General features: G+C 59.4%; 16 protein-coding genes. 8 read left to right on the top strand and 8 right to left on the bottom strand.

The window, feature by feature from the left end; genetic code table 11:
- Nucleotides 1–2: 2 nt before the first annotated feature.
- On the top strand, nucleotides 3–1,610 hold the full coding sequence (locus RCI20_RS09190) for an NAD+ synthase (protein WP_306604616.1): 1,608 nt from the start codon (nucleotides 3–5) through the stop codon (nucleotides 1,608–1,610).
- 28 nt (nucleotides 1,611–1,638) lie between these two features.
- Nucleotides 1,639–1,977 carry a P-II family nitrogen regulator gene (locus RCI20_RS09185; RefSeq protein ID WP_306604614.1) on the top strand — a complete coding sequence of 113 codons (339 nt, stop codon included), beginning with the start codon at nucleotides 1,639–1,641 and terminating at the stop codon, nucleotides 1,975–1,977.
- 137 nt (nucleotides 1,978–2,114) lie between these two features.
- On the opposite strand, the gene RCI20_RS09180 is transcribed toward RCI20_RS09185, so the two are convergent.
- Both RCI20_RS09180 and trxB read right to left on the bottom strand, forming a co-directional pair.
- The gene (locus RCI20_RS09180; protein ID WP_306604611.1) at nucleotides 2,115–2,897 is read right to left on the bottom strand and encodes a Smr/MutS family protein; all 783 of its coding nucleotides are present in this window, start codon (nucleotides 2,895–2,897) and stop codon (nucleotides 2,115–2,117) included.
- Between the two features lie 6 nt (nucleotides 2,898–2,903).
- On the bottom strand, nucleotides 2,904–3,866 hold the full coding sequence (gene trxB, locus RCI20_RS09175; protein WP_306604609.1) for a thioredoxin-disulfide reductase: 963 nt from the start codon (nucleotides 3,864–3,866) through the stop codon (nucleotides 2,904–2,906).
- 171 nt (nucleotides 3,867–4,037) lie between these two features.
- On the opposite strand from trxB, the gene RCI20_RS09170 reads away from it, so the two are divergent.
- From RCI20_RS09170 to RCI20_RS09160, 3 genes are all read left to right on the top strand, one after another.
- Nucleotides 4,038–6,332, top strand: coding sequence for a DNA translocase FtsK (locus RCI20_RS09170; RefSeq protein WP_306604607.1), 2,295 nt, complete (start codon nucleotides 4,038–4,040; stop codon nucleotides 6,330–6,332).
- A gap of 77 nt (nucleotides 6,333–6,409) precedes the next feature.
- On the top strand, nucleotides 6,410–7,030 hold the full coding sequence (gene lolA, locus RCI20_RS09165; RefSeq protein WP_306604605.1) for an outer membrane lipoprotein chaperone LolA: 621 nt from the start codon (nucleotides 6,410–6,412) through the stop codon (nucleotides 7,028–7,030).
- Between the two features lie 154 nt (nucleotides 7,031–7,184).
- The gene (locus RCI20_RS09160) at nucleotides 7,185–8,081 is read left to right on the top strand and encodes a DMT family transporter (protein WP_306604603.1); all 897 of its coding nucleotides are present in this window, start codon (nucleotides 7,185–7,187) and stop codon (nucleotides 8,079–8,081) included.
- 32 nt (nucleotides 8,082–8,113) lie between these two features.
- On the opposite strand, the gene dbpA is transcribed toward RCI20_RS09160, so the two are convergent.
- On the bottom strand, nucleotides 8,114–9,568 hold the full coding sequence (gene dbpA, locus RCI20_RS09155; protein WP_306604601.1) for an ATP-dependent RNA helicase DbpA: 1,455 nt from the start codon (nucleotides 9,566–9,568) through the stop codon (nucleotides 8,114–8,116).
- Nucleotides 9,569–9,588: 20 nt separating this feature from the next.
- The gene (locus tag RCI20_RS09150; protein WP_306604599.1) at nucleotides 9,589–10,080 is read right to left on the bottom strand and encodes a hypothetical protein; all 492 of its coding nucleotides are present in this window, start codon (nucleotides 10,078–10,080) and stop codon (nucleotides 9,589–9,591) included.
- A gap of 256 nt (nucleotides 10,081–10,336) precedes the next feature.
- Here RCI20_RS09150 and RCI20_RS09145 point away from each other — a divergent pair, with 256 nt between their 5' ends.
- The gene (locus tag RCI20_RS09145) at nucleotides 10,337–11,467 is read left to right on the top strand and encodes a GAF domain-containing protein (protein WP_306604598.1); all 1,131 of its coding nucleotides are present in this window, start codon (nucleotides 10,337–10,339) and stop codon (nucleotides 11,465–11,467) included.
- Nucleotides 11,464–14,865 (top strand): response regulator, encoded by a 3,402-nt coding sequence (locus RCI20_RS09140; RefSeq protein ID WP_306604595.1) that lies wholly within the window; start codon nucleotides 11,464–11,466, stop codon nucleotides 14,863–14,865. Before RCI20_RS09145 ends, RCI20_RS09140 begins: the two co-directional genes overlap by 4 nt.
- Before the next feature lie 44 nt (nucleotides 14,866–14,909).
- Here the strand turns inward: RCI20_RS09140 and RCI20_RS09135 are convergent, their stop codons facing one another.
- Nucleotides 14,910–17,231: an acetate/propionate family kinase gene (locus RCI20_RS09135; protein ID WP_306604594.1), complete on the bottom strand. Its 2,322-nt coding sequence runs from the start codon at nucleotides 17,229–17,231 to the stop codon at nucleotides 14,910–14,912.
- A 210-nt stretch (nucleotides 17,232–17,441) separates the two neighbouring features.
- Here RCI20_RS09135 and RCI20_RS09130 point away from each other — a divergent pair, with 210 nt between their 5' ends.
- The gene (locus tag RCI20_RS09130; protein WP_306604593.1) at nucleotides 17,442–18,290 is read left to right on the top strand and encodes a hypothetical protein; all 849 of its coding nucleotides are present in this window, start codon (nucleotides 17,442–17,444) and stop codon (nucleotides 18,288–18,290) included.
- A gap of 125 nt (nucleotides 18,291–18,415) precedes the next feature.
- On the opposite strand, the gene RCI20_RS09125 is transcribed toward RCI20_RS09130, so the two are convergent.
- The 3 genes from RCI20_RS09125 to RCI20_RS09115 form a co-directional block, all read right to left on the bottom strand.
- Nucleotides 18,416–18,670: a GlsB/YeaQ/YmgE family stress response membrane protein gene (locus tag RCI20_RS09125; protein ID WP_306604590.1), complete on the bottom strand. Its 255-nt coding sequence runs from the start codon at nucleotides 18,668–18,670 to the stop codon at nucleotides 18,416–18,418.
- Nucleotides 18,671–18,825: 155 nt separating this feature from the next.
- Entirely contained in the window at nucleotides 18,826–19,215 is a 390-nt protein-coding gene (locus tag RCI20_RS09120) for a DUF3597 domain-containing protein (protein WP_306604589.1), read from the bottom strand.
- Between the two features lie 145 nt (nucleotides 19,216–19,360).
- Nucleotides 19,361–20,080 (bottom strand): phosphoadenylyl-sulfate reductase, encoded by a 720-nt coding sequence (locus RCI20_RS09115; protein ID WP_306604587.1) that lies wholly within the window; start codon nucleotides 20,078–20,080, stop codon nucleotides 19,361–19,363.
- Nucleotides 20,081–20,083 lie beyond the last annotated feature (3 nt).

The following is a 20,083-nucleotide window of genomic DNA, read 5'->3' as shown; positions in this document are numbered from 1 at the left end:
CCATGCTGCGCGTCGCCGTTGCTCAGTTCAATGCCGTTGTCGGAGACCTGACGGGCAACGTCGAACGCATCATTGCCTGCGCAGCCGAGGCGAAAGCCCGCGGCGCGCAGGTGCTGCTGACGCCCGAGCTGGCGTTGAGCGGCTACCCGCCGGAAGACCTGCTGCTGCGCCCGGATTTCTACCGCGCCTGCCAGCGGGCGCTTGACGATCTGGCATCCCGTGTCGACGGGATTGCGTTGATTGTCGGCCACCCGGAAGAACATGAAGGTGCGTGTTACAACGCCGCCTCGGTCATTGAAAATGGCCGGAAAATTGCGGTGTACCGCAAGACTCGCCTGCCTAACTACGACGTCTTCGACGAAAAGCGTTATTTCACGCCGGGCGATGCCGCCTGTGTCGTCACGTTGGGCGGTGTGCGTTGCGGCATCAATATCTGCGCCGACATCTGGGAGGCGGGTGCCTTCGAGGCGGCGTGCGCGGCCGGTGCCGAATTGGTACTGGTCCTCAACGCCTCGCCGTGCCATCTGGAAAAGCATCAGGAACGCCTGCAGGTGCTGGGCGAGCGTATCGCCGCCACCGGCGTGCCGGCCATTTACTGCAACCTGGTGGGCGGACAGGATGAACTGGTGTTCGACGGCGCATCGTTTGCCCTCGATGCGCGCAAGCAGATTGCCATGCGTCTGCCGCAATTTCGCGAGGCGCTCGGCATCGTCGATGTCGACGGGCCACGTTTGCAGTCGGCAGACTTGGCAGAGGTGCTGTCACTCGAAGGCGAGGCCTACTCGGCGCTGGTCCTCGGCGTGCGCGACTACATTGGCAAGACCGGCTTCAAGGGCGCCATCATCGGCCTGTCCGGCGGCATCGACTCGGCGCTGACCCTGTGTGTTGCGGTCGACGCGCTGGGGGCCGGAAAAGTCCATGCGGTGATGATGCCATCGCCTTATACCGCGCAGATGAGCCTCGACGACTCGCGCGAAATGGTGCGCCGGCTGGGCGTGCGCTATGACGAAATCGCCATCGAACCGGCGATGCAGACTTATGAAAAGATGCTGGCGCCGCTGTTTGCCGGTTTGCCGGCCGACACGACCGAAGAGAATATTCAGGCGCGCATTCGCGGCAACATCCTGATGGCCTTGTCCAACAAGACCGGGGCGCTGGTCCTGACGACCGGCAACAAGTCGGAAATGGCGGTCGGTTACTGCACGTTGTATGGCGACATGGCTGGCGGTTTCGCGGTGATCAAGGATGTGTACAAAACGCTGGTCTACCGTCTGTCGCGTTACCGCAATACGATTTCCGACGTGATGCCCGAAAACATCATCGTGCGTCCGCCATCGGCCGAACTGAAACCGGGGCAGGTCGATCAGGATTCCTTGCCTGAATACGAAGTGCTCGATGCCATCGTTCGCGCCTACATGGAAGAAGATCGTAGTCCGCGCGAGATCATTGCGGCCGGCCTGCCGGAAGATGCCGTGCGGCGCGTCGTACGCCTGTTGCGTATCGCCGAATACAAACGGCGCCAGGCACCGATCGGTATCCGCATCACGCCGCGTGGCTTTGGCAAGGATTGGCGTTATCCTGTCACCAATCGCTACGCCGACGAATTTTGAGATCAAACAGAGAAGAGGGGATCAGTCCATGAAAAAAATCGAAGCCATCATCAAGCCGTTCAAACTGGACGAAGTGCGCGAAGCCTTGTCGGAAGTCGGGATTACCGGCCTGACTGTCACCGAGGTCAAGGGCTTTGGTCGTCAGAAGGGCCATACCGAACTGTACCGTGGCGCCGAGTATGTCGTCGATTTTCTGCCCAAGGTCAAGATCGAGATCGTGGTAGCGAGCGAGCAGGTCGATCCGGCGATTGATGCAATCGTCAAGGCGGCACGAACCGGTAAAATTGGTGACGGCAAGATTTTCGTCAGTTCGGTCGAGCAGGTCGTGCGTATTCGCACCGGCGAAACCAACGAAGCGGCAATCTGATTTTTGGCGAATTACTGGGGCCATAGCAACAAGCGCTGACCTTGGGACCGTGGAGGCAAAGGCTGCTTCCAGGGCCATGGAACCAAAAGGCTGGCCCCAGGGGCCAGCGCAGTAATTCTCAGAAAGTGCGGGGTGGCTCAGGCCGCCCCGTTTTGTTTGGGCGACCGAAGCAGGACGAGCAGGGCGCCTTCGCCGCCATCCTGGGGTTTGGCCTGGCAATAGGCCAGGACTTCCTGGCGCTGGGCCAGCCAGCCACGCACCAGTTGGCGCAGGATCGATTGTTTTTGCGGTGAGCCGAGTCCTTTGCCATGCACGATGCGCACGCAGCGTTTTCCCTGGTGCAGGCAGGTCTGCAAAAAACTGGCAACCAGATGGCGAGCTTGTTCCCGGTTCAGTCCGTGCAGGTCGATTTCATCCTGAATGACCCAGCGTCCACGGCGCAGATCACGTAGTACCGTGATGGCCAGTCCCTGACGCAGGTGAAAGGGCTCGTCACCGCCTTCCAGCCTGTCTTCCAGTCCAATCGGCGCGTGCAGGCTTTCATGCAGGACGGCCTGCCGGTCGGCAATCGATTGTTGTGGTTGCGGCGGTGGTGCCGGTTGGCCGAGAACGACTCGGTTAACGTTCTGTAGCGGTGCTACCCCAGCCATGGCGCGAAGAAAAAATGCTTGCTCGGGATCGGCTGGCAGGCGAGGTGTTGCCGCTTCCTGTTGTTGCCAGCGAGCCGGCAGTGCGTCTGCTGTCTTGCGTCGTTTAGTCGGTTTTTCTGCGATGGGCCGTGGTGGCTGGATGCGCCGCGATGGCGGTTTTGCCAGTTCTACGCGGTTGACCGCAGGCAGCGGCTGCGCGTCAGCCACTGCCGCCCGGAAAGCGGCCAAATCCTCGGCCTGACTTGCAGTCAGCTCGTCCGGGTCAGTCAAAATGGATCAGGCGTGGCCGAGGTTGTCGAGATAACGCTCGGCATCCAGTGCGGCCATACAGCCGCTGGCCGCCGAGGTGCAGGCCTGCTTGTAGATCTGGTCCTGCACGTCGCCGGCGGCGAAAACGCCGGGAATGCTGGTTTGCGTGGCATTGCCGTGACGTCCGGCCTGGGTAACCAGGTAGCCGTTGTCCATCTCCAGCTGACCGGCAAAAATGTCGGTATTCGGTTTGTGGCCGATGGCGATGAAAACGCCATGCACGTCGATTTTCTGCGTCGTGCCCGACTGAACGTTCTTGATCGACAGGCCAGTGACGCCGGAGTCATCGCCGAGTACTTCGTCCAGCGTGCTGTTCCACAGGATGGTGACCTTGCCGGCTTTTTCCTTTTCGAACAGCTTGTCCTGCATGATCTTCTCGGCCTTGAATTTTTCCCGGCGGTGAATCACGGTGACGTGGCTGGCGATGTTGGCGAGGTAGAGCGCCTCTTCGACCGCGGTGTTGCCGCCGCCGACGACGGCGACCGGCTTGTTGCGGTAGAAGAAGCCGTCACAGGTCGCGCAGGCCGAGACACCTTTGCCGCTGAATGCCTGTTCGGAAGGCAGGCCGAGATACATGGCCGAAGCGCCGGTGGCGATGATCAGCGCATCGCAGGTGTAGGTGCCGCTGTCACCGATCAGCGTGAAGGGTTTTTCGGTCAGTTTCGTGGTGTGGATGTGGTCGAAAATGATTTCGGTATCGAAGCGGGTGGCGTGCTTTTCAAAGCGGGCCATCAGTTCCGGACCTTGCACACCATCGGCATCGGCCGGCCAGTTATCGACTTCGGTCGTGGTCATCAGTTGGCCACCTTGTGCCATGCCGGTGATCAGTACCGGCTTCAGGTTGGCACGGGCAGCATAAACGGCGGCAGTGTAGCCGGCCGGGCCGGAACCGAGAATGATCAATGGGGTGTGGCGTGTGGTTTTGGTCATGTTTTCCTGCCAGTAAGTTGGACCGGAAAATTATAACGTCCTTATGGATCATCGTTTTGTCGAGGATCGTAACCAATCTATTAAAGCAGTTTATAATTCCATGCTAACTGTATGACTCGTAATGATTTACGCCGATTTTATCCATCCTGAAATCGGCTGAAGGGAAAGCCGATGGCCAAACGAAACGACCACAGTCCAATGCCGGACAAAATCGGTAGCCTGCTGCAGGAATCGCGCTGGTTGGGTGTGGGGGCGCTGGCCGTCTTCCTGATCATGGCGTTGTGGGGCTTTCATCGCGGCGACGCCGGTTGGTCGCATGCCGTGGGCGGCCATGCCCTGCAAAATCCGGCGGGCAAGGCTGGCGCCTGGGTATCCGATTTGTTGCTGTATGTTTTTGGCGTTTCTGCTTGGTGGTGGGTTGTTTTGCTTGGCATGTTTGTCTGGTGGGGGTTCCGCAAGCTGCATTCCGATGGCAGCACTGCCTTGCCATCGCCTTACCTGGCCTTGCCGGGGTTTGTCGTGTTGCTGCTGGCCAGCGCCGCGCTGGAAGCCCTGCGCTTTCATTCGTTGGGGGCCGAGTTGCCGTTGGTGCCCGGGGGCATGCTCGGTCTGGAAATCAGTCGATGGTTGGGGGATGTTCTGGGTTTTACCGGGGCGACGCTGTTCCTGCTGGCGCTGATGGCGGCCGGGTGGAGCGCTTTTGCCGGTATGTCCTGGTTGTGGGCTTTTGAAAAACTCGGTTTGATACTGGAAGCCCTTACCGGTCTGGCTTATGGTCGCATCGACGCCTGGCGTGACCGGCAGATCGGCAAGGAAGTCGCGCAGCAGCGGGAGGTGGTGGTCGAGGAGGAAAAGCGCCGGGTTGAACTGCACGAACCGATCATCATCATCGAACCGCCGCCGCCCGAAGTGCCCGTGTCGAAGAAGGCCGAGGCCCGGGTCGAGCGTGAGAAGCAGTCTGTGCTTTTCCCGGAAGCGATTGTCGGCGGGCAACTGCCACCGCTGCACCTGCTTGACCCGGCGCCGCCGGCTACGGAAACGGTCAGCCCGGAAACCCTCGAATACACTTCGCGCCTGATCGAACGCAAGCTCGCCGACTTCGGTGTGCAGGTCAAGGTGCTGGCGGCGATGCCTGGTCCGGTCATCACCCGTTACGAAATCGAACCGGCAGTCGGCGTCAAGGGGGCACAGATCGTCAATCTGGCGCGCGACCTGGCTCGCGCGCTGGCCATGGTCTCGATCCGCGTCGTCGAAACCGTACCGGGCAAGTCGTGCATGGCGCTCGAACTGCCGAACCCGAAGCGGCAGACGGTCAAGTTGTCCGAGATCATCTCCAGCAAGCCGTACAACGACATGAGCAGTCCGCTAACCGTTTGTCTGGGTAAGGACATCAGCGGCCTGCCGGTCGTCGCCGATCTGGCCAAGACGCCGCATTTGCTGGTTGCCGGGACGACCGGTTCGGGCAAGTCGGTCGGGGTCAATGCGATGATCCTGTCGATGCTCTACAAGGCCGAGCCGGATCAGGTGCGTCTGATCATGGTTGACCCCAAGATGCTCGAATTGTCGATCTACGAAGGTATTCCGCATCTCCTGGCACCGGTCGTCACGGACATGAAACAGGCAGCCAACGCGTTGCACTGGTGCGTCACCGAGATGGAGAAGCGCTACAAGCTGATGTCGGCGATGGGCGTGCGCAACATCGCCGGCCTGAACAGCAAGATCAGGGACGCCGAGAAGAAAGGCGAACACATCCCGAATCCGCTGACGCTGACGCCAGAAGCACCGGAACCCTTGAAGACCATGCCGTTCATCGTCGTCATCATCGACGAACTGGCCGATCTGATGATGGTGGTCGGCAAAAAGGTCGAGGAACAGATCGCCCGCCTGGCCCAGAAGGCTCGTGCTTCCGGCATCCATCTCGTGCTGGCCACCCAGCGGCCATCGGTCGACGTGATCACCGGCCTGATCAAGGCCAACATTCCGACCCGGCTGTCCTTCCAGGTTTCCAGCAAGATCGACTCGCGTACCATCCTCGACCAGATGGGGGCCGAAGCGCTGCTCGGCATGGGCGACATGCTGTACCTGGCGCCGGGCACCGGCTACCCGACCCGTGTTCATGGCGCTTTTGTTTCCGATGATGAAGTGCATCGTGTCGTCGAGCATCTGAAAGCCACCGGTGCGCCGGAATACATTGAAGATATTTTGAATGGCAGTGCCGGCGACGAAGAGGGCGGTAGTGAAGGCGGCGAAGGGGCGGCCGATGCCGAAGCTGATCCGCTCTACGATCAGGCTGTCGAAATCGTGCTGAAAAACCAGCGGGCGTCGATTTCGCTGGTTCAGCGCCACTTGCGCATCGGTTATAACCGCTCAGCCCGTCTGATCGAAGCCATGGAAAATGCCGGCCTGGTGTCGGGCATGGATGGCCGGGGCGGTCGTGAAGTGCTGATGAAAAAACCGGTCGAATAAGCGCTTTGCCCTTTTGCTCACACATTCGCTTACACCCTGCAACAATCCAGCAGCCAACCCTGCGCTAAGCTAGGCCCATGAAAAACGTCCTGAAAACCCTGTTGACCGCAATATTTCTTGCTACGCCGTTGTTCGCGCAAGCTGGCGCGATTGATCAACTGCGCGGCTTTCTCAATGAGACGCGGACCTACAAGGCGGATTTCGAGCAGGCCGTGGTTTCCCGCAACGGTCGCCCGCCGCAACTTTCGTCGGGCACCCTCGCCATTTTTCGGCCGGGCAAGTTGCGCTGGGAAATTCTCAAACCTTTTCCGCAACTGGTAGTTGGCGACGGCGTGAAAATCTGGATTCACGATCCGGAACTGCAGCAAGTGACCGTGCGCCGGGCCGGTCAGGCCATCGGTGGCTCGCCGGCCGCGTTGCTGGCCGGCAGTAACGAACTGGAAAAGAACTTCACGCTGAAGGAAGCGGGCGACGCCGAAGGCTTGTCCTGGGTCGAAGCCATCCCGAAAAACACGGAGAGCGGTTTCGAAAAGGTCCGCATCGGCATGGCTGGCAAGGATATGAAAGCGATGGAGTTGTTCGATAATTTCGGCCAGACCACCCGGATTCGCCTGTTGCGTGCCGAGCGCAATCCCAATCTGCCGGCCACGCTGTTTCGTTTCAGCGCCCCCGCCGGGGCTGATGTCATCGGCGAATAAGTAGCCCGGCAGCCAGCCATGCTATTGCTTGGCTGCTCGTTTCAAATCCTCTAATCAAAGCGTTTGTCTGAATCGAATGCTTTGTTTGGGCAATACCAATTGCTCAGGCGTCAAATAGCCGTTTTAATGGCGCTTTGCCAATATTGATTCGGGGATGGTTTTGGAAAAATCGAACGCTTACGCTGCCGGGTTGGCACTTTTGGCCGCCCTGGGTTTTTCGCTGAAAGCCATCTTCATCAAGCTGGCCTATCCCTACGGTGTCGATGCCATCACGCTGCTTGCCCTGCGCATGGTTTTTTCGCTACCGGTTTTCCTGTGGGTCGGCCTGGTGCGCCACAAGGCCAGCCAAAACCTCAGTATGGATGATTGGGCGCGCGTCTTCCTGTTGGGTTGCCTCGGCTATTACGGTGCCAGCATCCTGGACTTCTGGGGGCTGGAATATATTTCTGCCGGCCTTGAGCGCTTGATCCTGTTTACCTACCCGACCTTGACCATCCTGATCGGGGTGCTTTTTCAGGGCAAAACGTTCACTCGGCGCGAGTTTTTTGCCATCGTGCTGTGTTACAGCGGCATCGGCTTTGCCTTCATTCACGATCTTGGCCAGGGTGATTCGGCGAGCGTACTGATCGGCGGGGCGCTGGTTTTTGCGTCCAGCGTGTCGTACGCGCTGTATTTGTCAGGCAGTGCGCCGATGATTGCCCGCCTTGGTGCCTTGCGTTTTTCAGCGCTGGCCATGCTGGTGTCGACGGCGGTTACCCTGATCCATTTTTTCGCGGCTCAGCCCTTGAGCGCATTCATTCAGCCCTTGCCGGTGTATGGCTGGGGACTGGCGATGGCAGTGTTTGCCACCATCGTGCCGGTCTTTGCCCTGTCTGCCGCGATCCGTCAGTTGGGGGCCGGTCAGGCCTCACTGTACGGCATGATCGGCCCGATGCTGACGATCGGGTTTGGCTGGTGGTTGCTCGGTGAGCAGATATCGCTCGAACAGATGATCGGTGCCGCCTTGGTGGTCGTCGGCATCCTGATCGTCAGCCGGCGCAGCAAAGCCTGACGCAGCGGCGGGCAGGGCGCCCGCCGTTCCATTCAGTTGGTCAGGATGCGTACCTTGACCGTCTTGCCCTTGACCTTGCCGGCTTCCAGTTTTTTGATCGCAGCGCGGGCGATGTCGCGGTTGACGGCGATGTAGGTGTTCTGGTCGGTGACAGTGATCTTGCCGATTTGTGCAGCGGTGAATTTGTCGGCGGTGCCGGCATCGCCGGTCAGCGCGCCGAGCACGTCACCGGGGCGGATCTTGTCCTTGCGCCCACCGAGCATCAGCAGCGTGGACATCGGCGGCACCAGCGGTGCGCTGTCTTTTCCATTATCACTGCTGTCCAGCGTGCCCAGATCGGCCCAGGTCAACTGGCAGGCCATCGCTTCGGCAATTGCGCTGACCCGGCGCCGGTCGCCGTGACTGCACAGACTCAGCGCCCAGCCTTCCTGATCGCCGCGGCCGGTACGGCCAATGCGGTGGATGTGGATTTCCGGGTCGGGCGTTACGTCGACATTGATGACTGCTTCGAGATCGCTGATGTCGAGGCCGCGCGCCGCGACATCGGTCGCCACCAGCACCGAGCAACTGCGGTTGGCAAACTGGATCAGGACCTGGTCGCGTTCGCGCTGTTCGAGATCGCCATTCAGCGTCAGTGCCTGGATGCCGGCATGGCGCAACTCGTTCACCAGATCGCGGCACTGCTGCTTGGTATTACAGAAAGCCAGCGCACTGACCGGGCGGTAATGCTTGAGCAGCTTGACCACGGCAGCCAGGCGTTCCTCGTGTTTGACCTCGTAGAAACGCTGGCGAATCTTGCTTTCGCCATGCTGTTCGAGCAGTTTTACTTCCTGCGGCTGGCGCAGGAACTGGCGGGCCAGCTGGGCGATGCCTTCCGGATAGGTCGCAGAAAACAGCAGGGTCTGACGTTCTTTCGGGCAGCGTTTGGCGATATAGGCGATGTCGTCATGGAAACCCATGTCCAGCATACGGTCGGCTTCGTCGAGCACCAGGGTAGTCAGTGCGTCGAGCTTCAGGCTGCCGCGTTCCATGTGGTCCATGATCCGGCCGGGTGTGCCGACGACGATATGCACGCCGTTTTCCAGACTGGTCACCTGATTGCGTAATGCCGAGCCGCCACACAGCGACAGCACCTTGATGTTTTCCTCGAAGCGGGCCAGGCGGCGGATTTCCTGGGTCACCTGATCGGCCAGTTCGCGCGTCGGGCACAACACCAGCGCCTGCACCGAGAACAGCTTCGGGTTCAGTTTGGTCAGCAGTGGCAGTCCGAAGGCAGCGGTCTTGCCGCTACCGGTCTTGGCCTGGGCGATCAGGTCGTTGCCGGCCAGTGCCAGCGGCAGGCTGGCGGCCTGGATAGGCGTCATCTGCAGGTAGGCTAGCTGTTGCAGATTGCTCAGCATGGCCGGCGACAGCGGCAGGGTGTCGAACGTGGCTAAGAATGGGGCTACGTCAGCCGGTGTGCTGGCTGGGCTCAAGGACTGGTTCATGGGCGGGCTGGTTTTCTGACTCAAACGGCGCGCTTGCGCGCTTTCGGCATCGGCTTGCGCTGACGTTGACCCGGTCGGGGCTGGCTTTCTTCCGGTTTTGGCTTGGGCATCAAGAGGTTCTTGGCGGTCGTCGAGGCGGCGCTGCGGTGCGCCAGCATGGCGGTACGCAGCTCGGCCGGGGCCACGCTAACCGGGCTGGCTTCGCCCACTGGCTGGAAGGCGCCGAGCAGGCCGCGCAGTTCGAACAGGCGCTGGTCGTACTCACCCTTGCGCGGCAGCAGCTTGATCAGGCCTTCGGCAGTGGCGGTCAGGCCGACACGGTTTTCGACCTGAACCAGCAGACCGGCGGTGCCGAGTCGGACCAGCGAGTCGCTCAGCTTGTCTTCGGACGGGATGTTGCCCTGGACCAGATCGATGGCGGCCATGATCTCGATCAGTTCGGCCGGGCGGCGCTTGGCGGCCATGGCCGTGGTGAGCAATAGAAGGACGTCGACGTCGTGGATGGGTTGCATGGCTGACCTGTGGAAAGTGTTCTGTAATGTCCCGGCGATATCATTCTGGCAGCGGGATGGTGGGGGCCGAAGCGCTGTATTGATTTGAACAGTGTTGGCCAATCGCGCAGTGTAAGGCTTGGTGGCTCGAAGTGCAGCGGATATCTGCGTCAATTCTTTGAATTTTCTGCGGTCGACCGCAAAAATGCCGAAAAATCGCTGTTCGGCCTGTCTCGGGGAAAAAGCCCGTGGAACGGGATAGAATCACAGCTTGACCATGACGGAGCAGCAACAGGTGGCTTTGCCGGAAGAAAATCGCAGTGCGCTGGCCAGCCAGTTGGATCTCGTTCTTGAGGCGACTGGTGTCGGTATCTGGGAATACGACCATGGGCAAAATCTGCTGATTCGCAGTGCAGCCCTCGATAGCGTGCTGCGCTTCGATCCGCTGGGTGTTAGCGAATCCCTTGAGCTTGTCTTGCAGCGTGTTGAACCCGCGGACCGTGCCATGGTTCGGCAGGCGTTTCTTGAGACCTTGCCGGGGGAGGCCGGTCAGTTTGTACTCGATTACCGGATTCGCGATGGTGCGGGTCGCCTTCGCTGGTTCAGTTCGCGTGGTCGCGTGACCGAGCGCGATGCCGCAGGAAAGCCGCTCCGTTCTGTCGGGATCGCCATCGATGTGACGCAGCGTCTGGAGCAGCAGCAATTGCTCCTGTTCGGCAATACCATCCTGCGCCAGATTTCTGTTGGAGCGCCGCTGGCTGATGTGCTCGATTACATTTGTCGGGAAATCGAGGCCAGGGATTCCACCATTCAGTGTTCCATTCTGTTGATGGACGAAGATGGTCTGCATTTACGTCATGGTGCTGCACCGAGCATGCCAAAGGCGTATTGTGCATTGGTCGATGGTTTGGCGATCGGTCCGGCTGCCGGTTCCTGCGGAACGGCAGCGTTTCGCGGCAAGGATGTCTTCGTTTCTGATATTGCCAACGATCCTTTGTGGGCCGATTACCGGGATGTCTCATTGACCCATGGATTGGCCGCCTGCTGGTCGTCGCCCATCCTGTCCGCCGAAGGTCTGGTATTGGGAACCTTCGGTATCTACTGGTCAACACCATCGCCGGAAATCACGCAAACCGCCCAGGATCATGTCAGTGCGGCAACCGCGCTGGCGGCAATTGCCATCGGCAATGCCCGTCGTGAAGCCGTTTTGCTCAGCATGCACCAGGGTTTGTCCCAAGCGGATTTGCGTTTGCAGGAGCAACTGGTTGAACTGCGCCGCTGGCAGAAGCTGATGATTGGCCGTGAAGAGCGGGTGCTTGAATTGAAACGCGAAGTCAATGGCCTGCTGGCCCGGCTTGGTGAGTCGGTACGCTATGCCAGCGTTGCACCACCTGGAGGTGGCGAATGAAGTTCAATACCACCGGCTTGCTGCCTGCCCTGATGCTTGCCTTGTTCATGTCGTGTTGCCCGGTGGGTAGCCTGGCAGCCAGTCCGGATCGTATTGTCGTGGCGCTGGATGACAACTATCCGCCTTATGCTTTTCGTGATGCCGATGGCTTGCTCAAGGGGTATCTGGTTGATGCCTGGGGTTTGTGGTCGAAAAAAACCGGCATTGCTACCGAACTGAAGGCTTCGGAGTGGGGGCTTGCCCAGGCGCGTTTTGCCAATGGCGAGGCGGATGTGATCGATACCATTTTCACGACGCCTTCCCGTCTGACGCAGATGGATTTCTCGACACCATATGCTGAAATCGAAGTGCCGATTTTTGTGCATAAAAGTATTCAGGGAATTGAAAGCCTGGAAACGCTCCGCGGATTTTCCGTCGGCGTCAAGGATGGTGATGCTTGTATCGAAAAGCTGATTGATGGCCAGGTTTCCCGTCTGGATCGTTATCCCAGCTATGAAGTGATGGTTGGGGCAGCCAGCGCCGGGGATGTCCGGGTTTTCTGCCTGGATGCGCCGTCGGCGTATTTTCTATTGACCCGCCAGGGCATCAATAACGAATTTCGTGCAGCGTTTTCCTTGTATCAGGGACGACTGCATCGGGCTGTCAAAAAAGGCGATGCTGAACTGCTTGCTACGGTCAACAGCGGTTTTTCGGCAATTTCCGCCGAGGAGTCCAGTCAGTTAAGGGAAAAATGGTTGGGGCCGGCCGTTTCCGAGAGCTTGTGGATTCGCTACGCAGCGTATGGCGGGCTGGCGCTGTTGGTTTTCGGGGCCATGCTGTTGCTCTGGAATCTGACCTTGCGTCATCGGGTCGCCAGCAGCATGCATGACTTGCTTGGCGAGCGTGAACGTCTGCTGCTGCAGGCGGCAGAATTGCGAGCCTTGAGCAATCATCTGGATGCCACCTTGCATGCCATGCCCGATCTGCTATTCGAGGTGGATGAAACGGGGCGTTTCCTGAATGTGTGGGCGAACGACAACGAAGAGTTGTTATTGCCGAAGGAGGCCGTACTCAACCGGCTGATGAGCGAAGTGTTGCCGCCGGATGCCGTGGCTGCCGGCCATGCGGCCCTGAGCGAGGCAGGAAAAACCGGCAGTTCGCATGGTCAGCTTATCTTGCTGCCCTTGCCGGCCGGCGCACAGTGGTTTGAGTTGTCGACCACGCTCAAACCGGGCGATGCCAGTCCGCGTCATTTCATGATCCTGTCGCGCAATGTCAATGATCGCGTCGTGGCCGAGGAGTCCATGCGCTCGGCCAAGGCGGAAAGCGAACGCCTGCTGGCCGAGGCTGACAAGATGCGTCTGACCTTGCTCAGCATGCTGGAAGACCAGCAGCAAACCGAATCCCGCGTACGCCAATTGTCCCAGGCGGTTGAGCAAAGCCCGGTTTCGGTCGTCATTACCGACCTGGATGCGCGGATCGAATACGTCAATCAGGCTTTTGTCGAAGTGAGCGGCTATTCGTTTGATGAACTGCGTGGCCAGAATCCGAAAGTGCTGAAAAGCGGATTGACGCCGAAGGAACAGCACGAAGCTTTATGGGCGACGCTGCGTCGCGGTGAAAATTGGTCGGGGCAACTGATCAACCGGAATAAATCGGGCGAAATCTATTATGAATACGCGGTGATTTCCCCGATCCGTCAGCCCGATGGTCGGGTGACGCATTATCTGGCGGTCAAGCAGGATATTACCGAGCGCAAGCGCATTGCCGAAGAGCTTGAGCAGCATCGCCACCACCTCGAAAAACTGGTCAGCTTGCGGACGGCTGAACTGGAAACGGCGAAAGCGGCGGCTGAAGTGGCCAATCGGGCGAAATCTGCTTTCCTGGCCAACATGAGCCATGAGATCCGGACGCCGATGAATGCTATCGTCGGCCTCGCGCATCGTCTGCTCAAGCAGGTAGTCGATGAGGAACAGAAAAACCATCTGGCCATGATCAAGGCGTCGGCCGATCATTTGTTGTCGGTGATCAACAATATTCTCGATGTTTCCCGTATCGAAGCCGGGAAGCTCGAGCTGGCGCAGACCGATTTCAATTTGGCGGAATTGCTTGAGCGCACGCTCGGTCTGGTCCGCGAACGGGCACAAGCCAAGGGCTTGCAACTTGCACTGGAGGCGACGAATCTACCGCAAGCCGTGCATGGCGACCCGACCCGTTTGTCGCAGGCATTGCTCAATTACCTGAGCAATGCGATCAAATTTACCGATCAGGGATCGGTGATTTTGCGGTGCCGCGTGCAGCAACAAGATAGTGAAATGGTTGAACTGCACTTTGAGGTGTGCGATACCGGCATCGGCATTGATCCCGAGACACTGGGCCGTCTGTTCAATCCGTTCGAGCAGGCCGATAGCTCAACCACCCGCCTGCATGGTGGGAGCGGACTTGGGCTGGTAATTACCCGGCAACTGGCCGAATTGATGGGCGGCAGTGCGGGTTGCGACAGCACGCCGGGACAGGGGAGTCGCTTCTGGTTTTCCGTTCGCCTGACATTGTCCGAGGCCGGAGCGCCTGTCGATAGCTTGCTTGATCGTGGCGAATTGTCGGAGGACATTCTGCTGCGCGATCACCAGGGGCTGCGCATTCTTTTATGCGAAGACAATCTGGTTAATCAGGAAGTCGCCTGCACCTTGTTGCGCGATCTGGGGCTGACGGTAGAGGTCGTCAACAATGGCAGCGAGGGACTGGCGCAGGTGGCCAGCAAGCCGTTTGATCTGGTCTTGATGGATGTGCAGATGCCAGTCATGGATGGACTCGAGGCAACCCGGCGAATCCGTGAATTGCCAGGGAAAGCCCATCTACCCATTCTGGCGATGACGGCCAATGCCTTTGCTGAGGACAGGAAAGCCTGCCTGGCAGCCGGCATGAACGATTTTGTTGCCAAACCGGTCGATCCCGACGCGCTGTATGCCGCCTTGGTTCGCTGGTTGCCGAAAGTACCGGGGGCGCTGCCATCCATCGTTGAGAATGGCGGAAAGTTAGTGGTTGCACCGGCAAGTATTGAGCAGTGTCTGCAGCAGATACCAGGATTGAACACCCAGGCCTTGTTGCTGATGATGCGTGGCAAGGCGCCGAAGGCTGCCCAGTTATTGCACATGTTTGTCGACAAGCACCGCGGCGATGTCGATGTACTGCGCACCTTGCTGGCCTCTGGTGATCGCGAGGCGGTTGAACATGTCGTGCATTCCCTGAAAGGGGCAGCGGGGACTTTGTCGCTGAATGCGGTGCATGCGCTGGCGGCCAGGATCAATGAAGCGGTGCGCAGCAATCTGGATGAGGCTTTACTGCACGACGACATTGCTGCGCTGGGGGCGGCGTTGGCCGAGGCGTGCCAGCATATCGACCAGTTGCCGACGAACTGAAACGGTGGTGGTAGCCGCCGTAGCGCTACCACCCCACAGGCCGCTTAGTGGCGGCTTTGGATTTCTTCGATGTAGCCCAGCATGCCGGTTTTCAGATTGCCGGCATTGCCTTCGTCGGTATCGATGTGCATGGCCAGCCGGAAAGCCGGATTCACGCGGACCACGACGTCGCCAAAAATCAGCTCGCGCTCGCCTTCAACCCGAACACGCACGACATAGTTGTCACGTACGCGGAAGCGCATGGCGTCTTCCGGCGACATGTGGATATGGCGCTGGGCGCAGATCACGCCACGTTCGATGGTGGTGCTGCCGTACGGACCTTCCAGCGTGACGCCCGGCGTGCCGGCGAGGTCGCCGGACTGACGGATCGGGGGCTGGACGCCGAGCTTGAACTGCTCGGTCATCGCGATTTCGACCTGGGTTTCCTTGCGCGTCGGGCCGAGCACGCGGACCTTGGCGATGCGCCCCTTCGGGCCGACCAGGTGCACCTGTTCTTCACAGGCGTACTGACCGGGTTGCGACAGTTCGTGCATCGGTGTCAGTTGGTGGCCGGGGCCGAACAGTGCTTCGACATCGGCTTGCGCCAGATGCACGTGATGCGCTGAAATTTCTACCGGAATGGCTGGCGTGTCTTCGGCGCGGGCTTCGAGCAGCAACTGGTTGCGCTCGATGGCGCGCAGCGCTTCCCAGGCGACCAAGCGTTCGTCGTCGTTGGCGACGACGAGAATCTTCACTGGCGAGTCGTCGGCCGAAATGACCGCGTGCGAATCGAAATTGCCGAGGTGGCGGTTCTTGTCCTCATCCAGCTTGATGCCCATGTAACCAAGCCCCTGGCAGGCCAGACTGCGCACCGTGGCGCTGGTTTCGCCGATGTCGCCGGTAAAGGCCAGCACGTCGATGCCGCCCATCGCCGCCGCGTAGGCGCCAATGTTCTTGCGCACCTGGTAGCAGAAAGCCTTGTGCGCGAGCAGGGCGCGGTGATGGCCTTCGGCCGCTGCCGCCTCGATTTCATGGATGTCGCTGGAAATGCCGGAAATGCCCTTGAGGCCGCTTTCCGTGTTGATCAATGTCGACAACTGCTCCGGCGACATTTTGTGCTGTTCCATCAGGTGGATCATCACGGCTGGGTCGATGCTGCCCGAGCGGCTCGGCATGATCAGGCCGTCGGTCGGCGTCATGCCCATCGTGGTGTCGACCGAGCGGCCGTGGTCGATGGCGCACAGCGAGGCACCGATGCCGAGGTGGCAGGACACTACTTCCAGTTCGCCGAGCGGGCGCTTCAATACTTCGGCCGCCTTCAGCGATACGTAGCGATGCGAGGTGCCGTGGAAGCCGTAGCGGCGAATGCCGTGCTGCTTGTACAGGTCGTAGGGCAGGCCGTAGAGATAGGCGTAGGGCGCCAGCGTCTGGTGGAAAGCGGTATCGAATACGGCGACTTGCGGCACGTTCGGGAACTGCTTCATGGCGACGCGGATACCGGCGACGTTGACCGGGTTGTGCAGCGGCGCAAAGACGGCCAGCTCCTCGATGTCGGCGATCACCGACGGGGTGATGACGACCGAACTGGAGAACTTGTTGCCGCCGTGCACGACGCGGTGGCCAACGGCCGTCACGTCTTCCGGGTGGAAGGTGAAAGCCGGGCCGAGCAGGGCGGTGGCTTCGCTCATCACCCGGAACAGGTCGGAGAGCTTGAACGGTGTATGTTCGATGCTTTGCTGGTGCGGACCAACTCGTACCGTAATGTGGGCAAGCTGGGTGTCGGCATTGTCGATCACGCCGTGGATATCGGCGCCACTGTCTTCCGTATCGTAAATGCCGAAATGAATCTGGCTGATCCCGACATTCAGCACGACGATCTTGCCTGGTTCGTTGGTGGTCAGCGACAAGGCATAAGGATCGGTCGATTTGGCCACGCCGGCGGCGTTGACCGCAAGATTGTCGGCAGTCATGGCGCGAGTGCGCTCGGCCAGCAGGCGGGAGAGGTAAACGATGGCCTTGGGATTGGTCAGGACGTGGGAATTGAACACTTCCTGCGGAATCATCAGCACGAAACAGCGGTTACCAGCAATCACGTCGGCCACGATGCGGTCGCCGGTCAGGACCGACATGATGCCGAACACATCGCCGGCGGCAAGTTGGGCGATCACCGTCCGGGTGCCGGTGTTGTCACCGGTCGATACCTCGGCATGACCACTGATCATGATGCCGATGCCGTGCCCTTCGTCGCCGGTTTCGAGCATGGCTTCGTTGCCCTCGAATGTGGCAAGCCGAGACTTGATGACGATTTCCTCAACTTTGTCGGCTGAAAAACTGGCAAACAGGGGAACCTGTTCAAGGAAAAAACGCTTCAGATCCATATCGCTCATGCTGTTACTCCACCTGGTGAGACCGTATTTTATGACCCCAAGGTTACCATTTTGTTGCGGTGCAGCAAAGGTTATTGAGGGAGGATACGTAGAATCCACAGGCGTCGCGGCCAATCGTGCTGCATCGTGGCGCAGCGTTATCTTGGCAAGCAGCCTCATGTTTTCCCGTCATATGACGTTAAGGAAAATGTCCCTTTTCTGAGCTTCACCATGAAAATCCATGAATCAATGACCAACGTTTTGCCCGCATTACGCCAGTCCCAAGGTCTGAGCATGGGTGAAAAAAGCGCTGCAACGCTTGAAGATCCGCAGGAAAAACAGTTGCGTAACATGCAGGAAGGCTTGCAACGTCTGCGGGCGATGCCCAGCCCGCAGAAACTTGCCAAGCAGCAGGCGCAGAATAAGGTCGGTTACCTACAGCGCCGGCTCGATGCCCTGAAGATGATGTTGCTGCACGCTTCTCCGGAGCAAGCCAAGGCACTGGCGCGGGAGTTGAAGGAGATTGCCGGACAGCTCGCCTCGGCAGCAAAGAGCGCTGGTGGGCGTTCCAGTGCGGGGAGCGCAGCCCAAACCGCCAGCGGGAGCGAGGCTGTCCCGGCCGAAGCGCAAGGCGCTGTGGCTGAAACTCCTGCGGATGTTGCTGAGATCGAGCGTGCGGCGGTGGACCGCAGCAAGGCTGAGGCAGCAAATCGGCGTGAAGTGCCGCTCAAGCCCGGCAATGCCGGCCAAACGCCTGCCAATGAAGAAGAAATCGACAACGCTGTGCTGCGTGGCTTGTTGCTCGATGCGAAGAAGCTACTGAAGGAAGTGATTGACATGCTCAAGCCCAAGCTTGCTGCTGCCGGGAGAGAGGCGAAAGACGACCTGCGTGAAGCCGAAAAGAAACTGGCCGAAATGGGCAAAGCCATGCAACAGTCAGCAACGCCGATAACGCCGACAACTACGGCAGCTACGGCAGCTACGGCAGATTGCTATGGCGCAGGCGCTGGATTTTCGCTGAGTGGTGTAGCGCTGACGGTTTCCATCAGCAGCGGGTTGAACATCAGCGTTTCTGTGTAATCGGGGTAAAGGTAAAAGGGTGGCGGAAGACAGCTCATTGGCGCGGGTCAAACGACCTGTCTTCTGCCACCGGTAGGACTCAGGCCAGATTTTGGCCGGGCGATTGATCAGTCACTGTCCGCCGGTCATTCCTTGCGAAAGATGCCGAGCTGACGCAGGATGAAAATCAGTAGTGCTGCACCGGCAATCGCGATGACAAAACGTACAATGCCGCCAGTCGGTGCAATACCGACCAGCCCGGCCAGCCAGTAACCCAGCATCGAGCCGGCGATACCGATGAGCACATTGGCGATCAGGCCCATCTGGGCGTTGGTTTTCATGACAATGCTGGCCAGCCAGCCAACGATGCCGCCAATGATCAGGGAAACAATCCAGCTCATGCGTGATCTCCTCTGTGTGTTGTCGTTGTGAAGGTCGATTCTGTTTTCAAAGGACGGCTTTCTCGAGCATGCCCAGGATGTCATCCGGGGCATTGCCGTCACCATTCTGGTCGAGCATGCGAGCAGTCCGCCAGCGCTTGAGTTGCCCTGCTGGTTCAGTCGAGCAGTTCTTTAGGCACGTTGCCGCCATTTGCCGCGATGCGGGCCAGGACAGTTTTGTGCAGCCAAATGTTCATTTTGGCGGAGTCTCCCATCAAATCAGTCGGGCAGGACAGTTCGTTTGCCAGCTCCTTGCGTGCGGCCAGGCTGCTGTCGATTTCCAGCAGTTTCAGCAGGTCAACAATCGAAGTTTTCCAGTTCAGCGGCTGACTGCTGGCGGCGGCCCTTTTTTCCAGTTGGGCAACTACGTCAACCAGTGCTACGGCCTGAACTTGTGGTGCAGCGGGGGCGCTGGGAGCGGTACTGGCAGCAACTTCGGCTGCGGCCGGGGCGGCGTCGGCTTTGGCAAAACCCAGTTTTTCAAGAATATTGCTGAAAAATCCCATGACTTTCTCCTTGATGTTGAAGCAAACGCTGCACCGGATTGGCGCAGCGTTTGGCGATTCATCATAGGGCGCTTCATGTTGCAGGGCAATGACATTGTCCGGTCTGCGGTTTGCCTCTGCGGGGCATGTGTGCGGCTGCTTGGGCTCAGGCCTTTACATGCAAGCCACATTCCTTGGAGGTCGGGTCTTCCCACCACCAGCGGCCGGAGCGGACGTCTTCGCCGAGCGAGATGGCCCGCGTGCAGGGGGCACAGCCGATGCTAGGGTAGAACTTGTCGTGCAGCGCGTTGTACGGGACGCCGTGCTGCTTGATGTAGGTCCAGACTTCCTTTTCGCTCCAGTCCGACAAGGGATTGAACTTCTCCAGTCCGTTGCCTTCGTCGTATTCCCGGAAAGCGAGGTTGCCGCGGGTGGCGGCCTGTTCGGCACGCATGCCGGTGACCCAGGCGCGCTTGCCAGCCAGCGCGCGCTTCAGCGGTTCGACCTTGCGTGCATAGCAGCAGGCTTTGCGCAGCGTGACGGATTCGTAGAAAGCGTTGATGCCGTGATTGCGCACATAGCTTTCGACTTCCTCGGCTTGCGGGAAGTAGATTTTCAATTTCAGCCCGTAATGCTTGTCGACCGCAGCCATCAGGTCATAGGTTTCGAGCGGCAGGCGACCGGTGTCCAGGCTGAATATTTCGATCGGCAGTTTCGCCTTGACGATCAGGTCGGTCAGCACCATGTCTTCGGCGCCCAGACTGTTGGCGAAAGCCGCCGGCGACCAGTTGCCGGCGATGTCGGCGAGCAGGGCCTGGACAGCAGCAGTCTTGCTGGCCGTGCTGGCGGCGAGTTCAGGCGTGATGTTGAGTAGGGCAGGGGTCATGGC

Source organism: Azonexus sp., from assembly GCF_030824335.1.
Taxonomy (GTDB): Bacteria; Pseudomonadota; Gammaproteobacteria; order Burkholderiales; family Rhodocyclaceae; genus Azonexus.
This window is presented reverse-complemented; position numbering and strand designations above follow the sequence as displayed.

Excerpts from the sequence above, each read along its gene's own strand:
- trxB (WP_306604609.1), bottom strand. The coding sequence starts at position 3,866 with ATGACCAAAACCACACGCCACACCCCATTGATCATTCTCGGTTCCGGC.
- RCI20_RS09170 (WP_306604607.1), top strand. The coding sequence starts at position 4,038 with ATGGCCAAACGAAACGACCACAGTCCAATGCCGGACAAAATCGGTAGC.
- dbpA (WP_306604601.1), bottom strand. The coding sequence starts at position 9,568 with ATGAACCAGTCCTTGAGCCCAGCCAGCACACCGGCTGACGTAGCCCCA.
- RCI20_RS09125 (WP_306604590.1), bottom strand. The coding sequence starts at position 18,670 with ATGAGCTGGATTGTTTCCCTGATCATTGGCGGCATCGTTGGCTGGCTG.
- RCI20_RS09115 (WP_306604587.1), bottom strand. The coding sequence starts at position 20,080 with ATGACCCCTGCCCTACTCAACATCACGCCTGAACTCGCCGCCAGCACG.
- RCI20_RS09185 (WP_306604614.1), top strand. The coding sequence starts at position 1,639 with ATGAAAAAAATCGAAGCCATCATCAAGCCGTTCAAACTGGACGAAGTG.
- RCI20_RS09120 (WP_306604589.1), bottom strand. The coding sequence starts at position 19,215 with ATGGGATTTTTCAGCAATATTCTTGAAAAACTGGGTTTTGCCAAAGCC.
- RCI20_RS09150 (WP_306604599.1), bottom strand. The coding sequence starts at position 10,080 with ATGCAACCCATCCACGACGTCGACGTCCTTCTATTGCTCACCACGGCC.
- lolA (WP_306604605.1), top strand. The coding sequence starts at position 6,410 with ATGAAAAACGTCCTGAAAACCCTGTTGACCGCAATATTTCTTGCTACG.
- RCI20_RS09190 (WP_306604616.1), top strand. The coding sequence starts at position 3 with ATGCTGCGCGTCGCCGTTGCTCAGTTCAATGCCGTTGTCGGAGACCTG.
- RCI20_RS09135 (WP_306604594.1), bottom strand. The coding sequence starts at position 17,231 with ATGAGCGATATGGATCTGAAGCGTTTTTTCCTTGAACAGGTTCCCCTG.
- RCI20_RS09145 (WP_306604598.1), top strand. The coding sequence starts at position 10,337 with ATGACGGAGCAGCAACAGGTGGCTTTGCCGGAAGAAAATCGCAGTGCG.
- RCI20_RS09130 (WP_306604593.1), top strand. The coding sequence starts at position 17,442 with ATGAAAATCCATGAATCAATGACCAACGTTTTGCCCGCATTACGCCAG.
- RCI20_RS09160 (WP_306604603.1), top strand. The coding sequence starts at position 7,185 with ATGGTTTTGGAAAAATCGAACGCTTACGCTGCCGGGTTGGCACTTTTG.
- RCI20_RS09140 (WP_306604595.1), top strand. The coding sequence starts at position 11,464 with ATGAAGTTCAATACCACCGGCTTGCTGCCTGCCCTGATGCTTGCCTTG.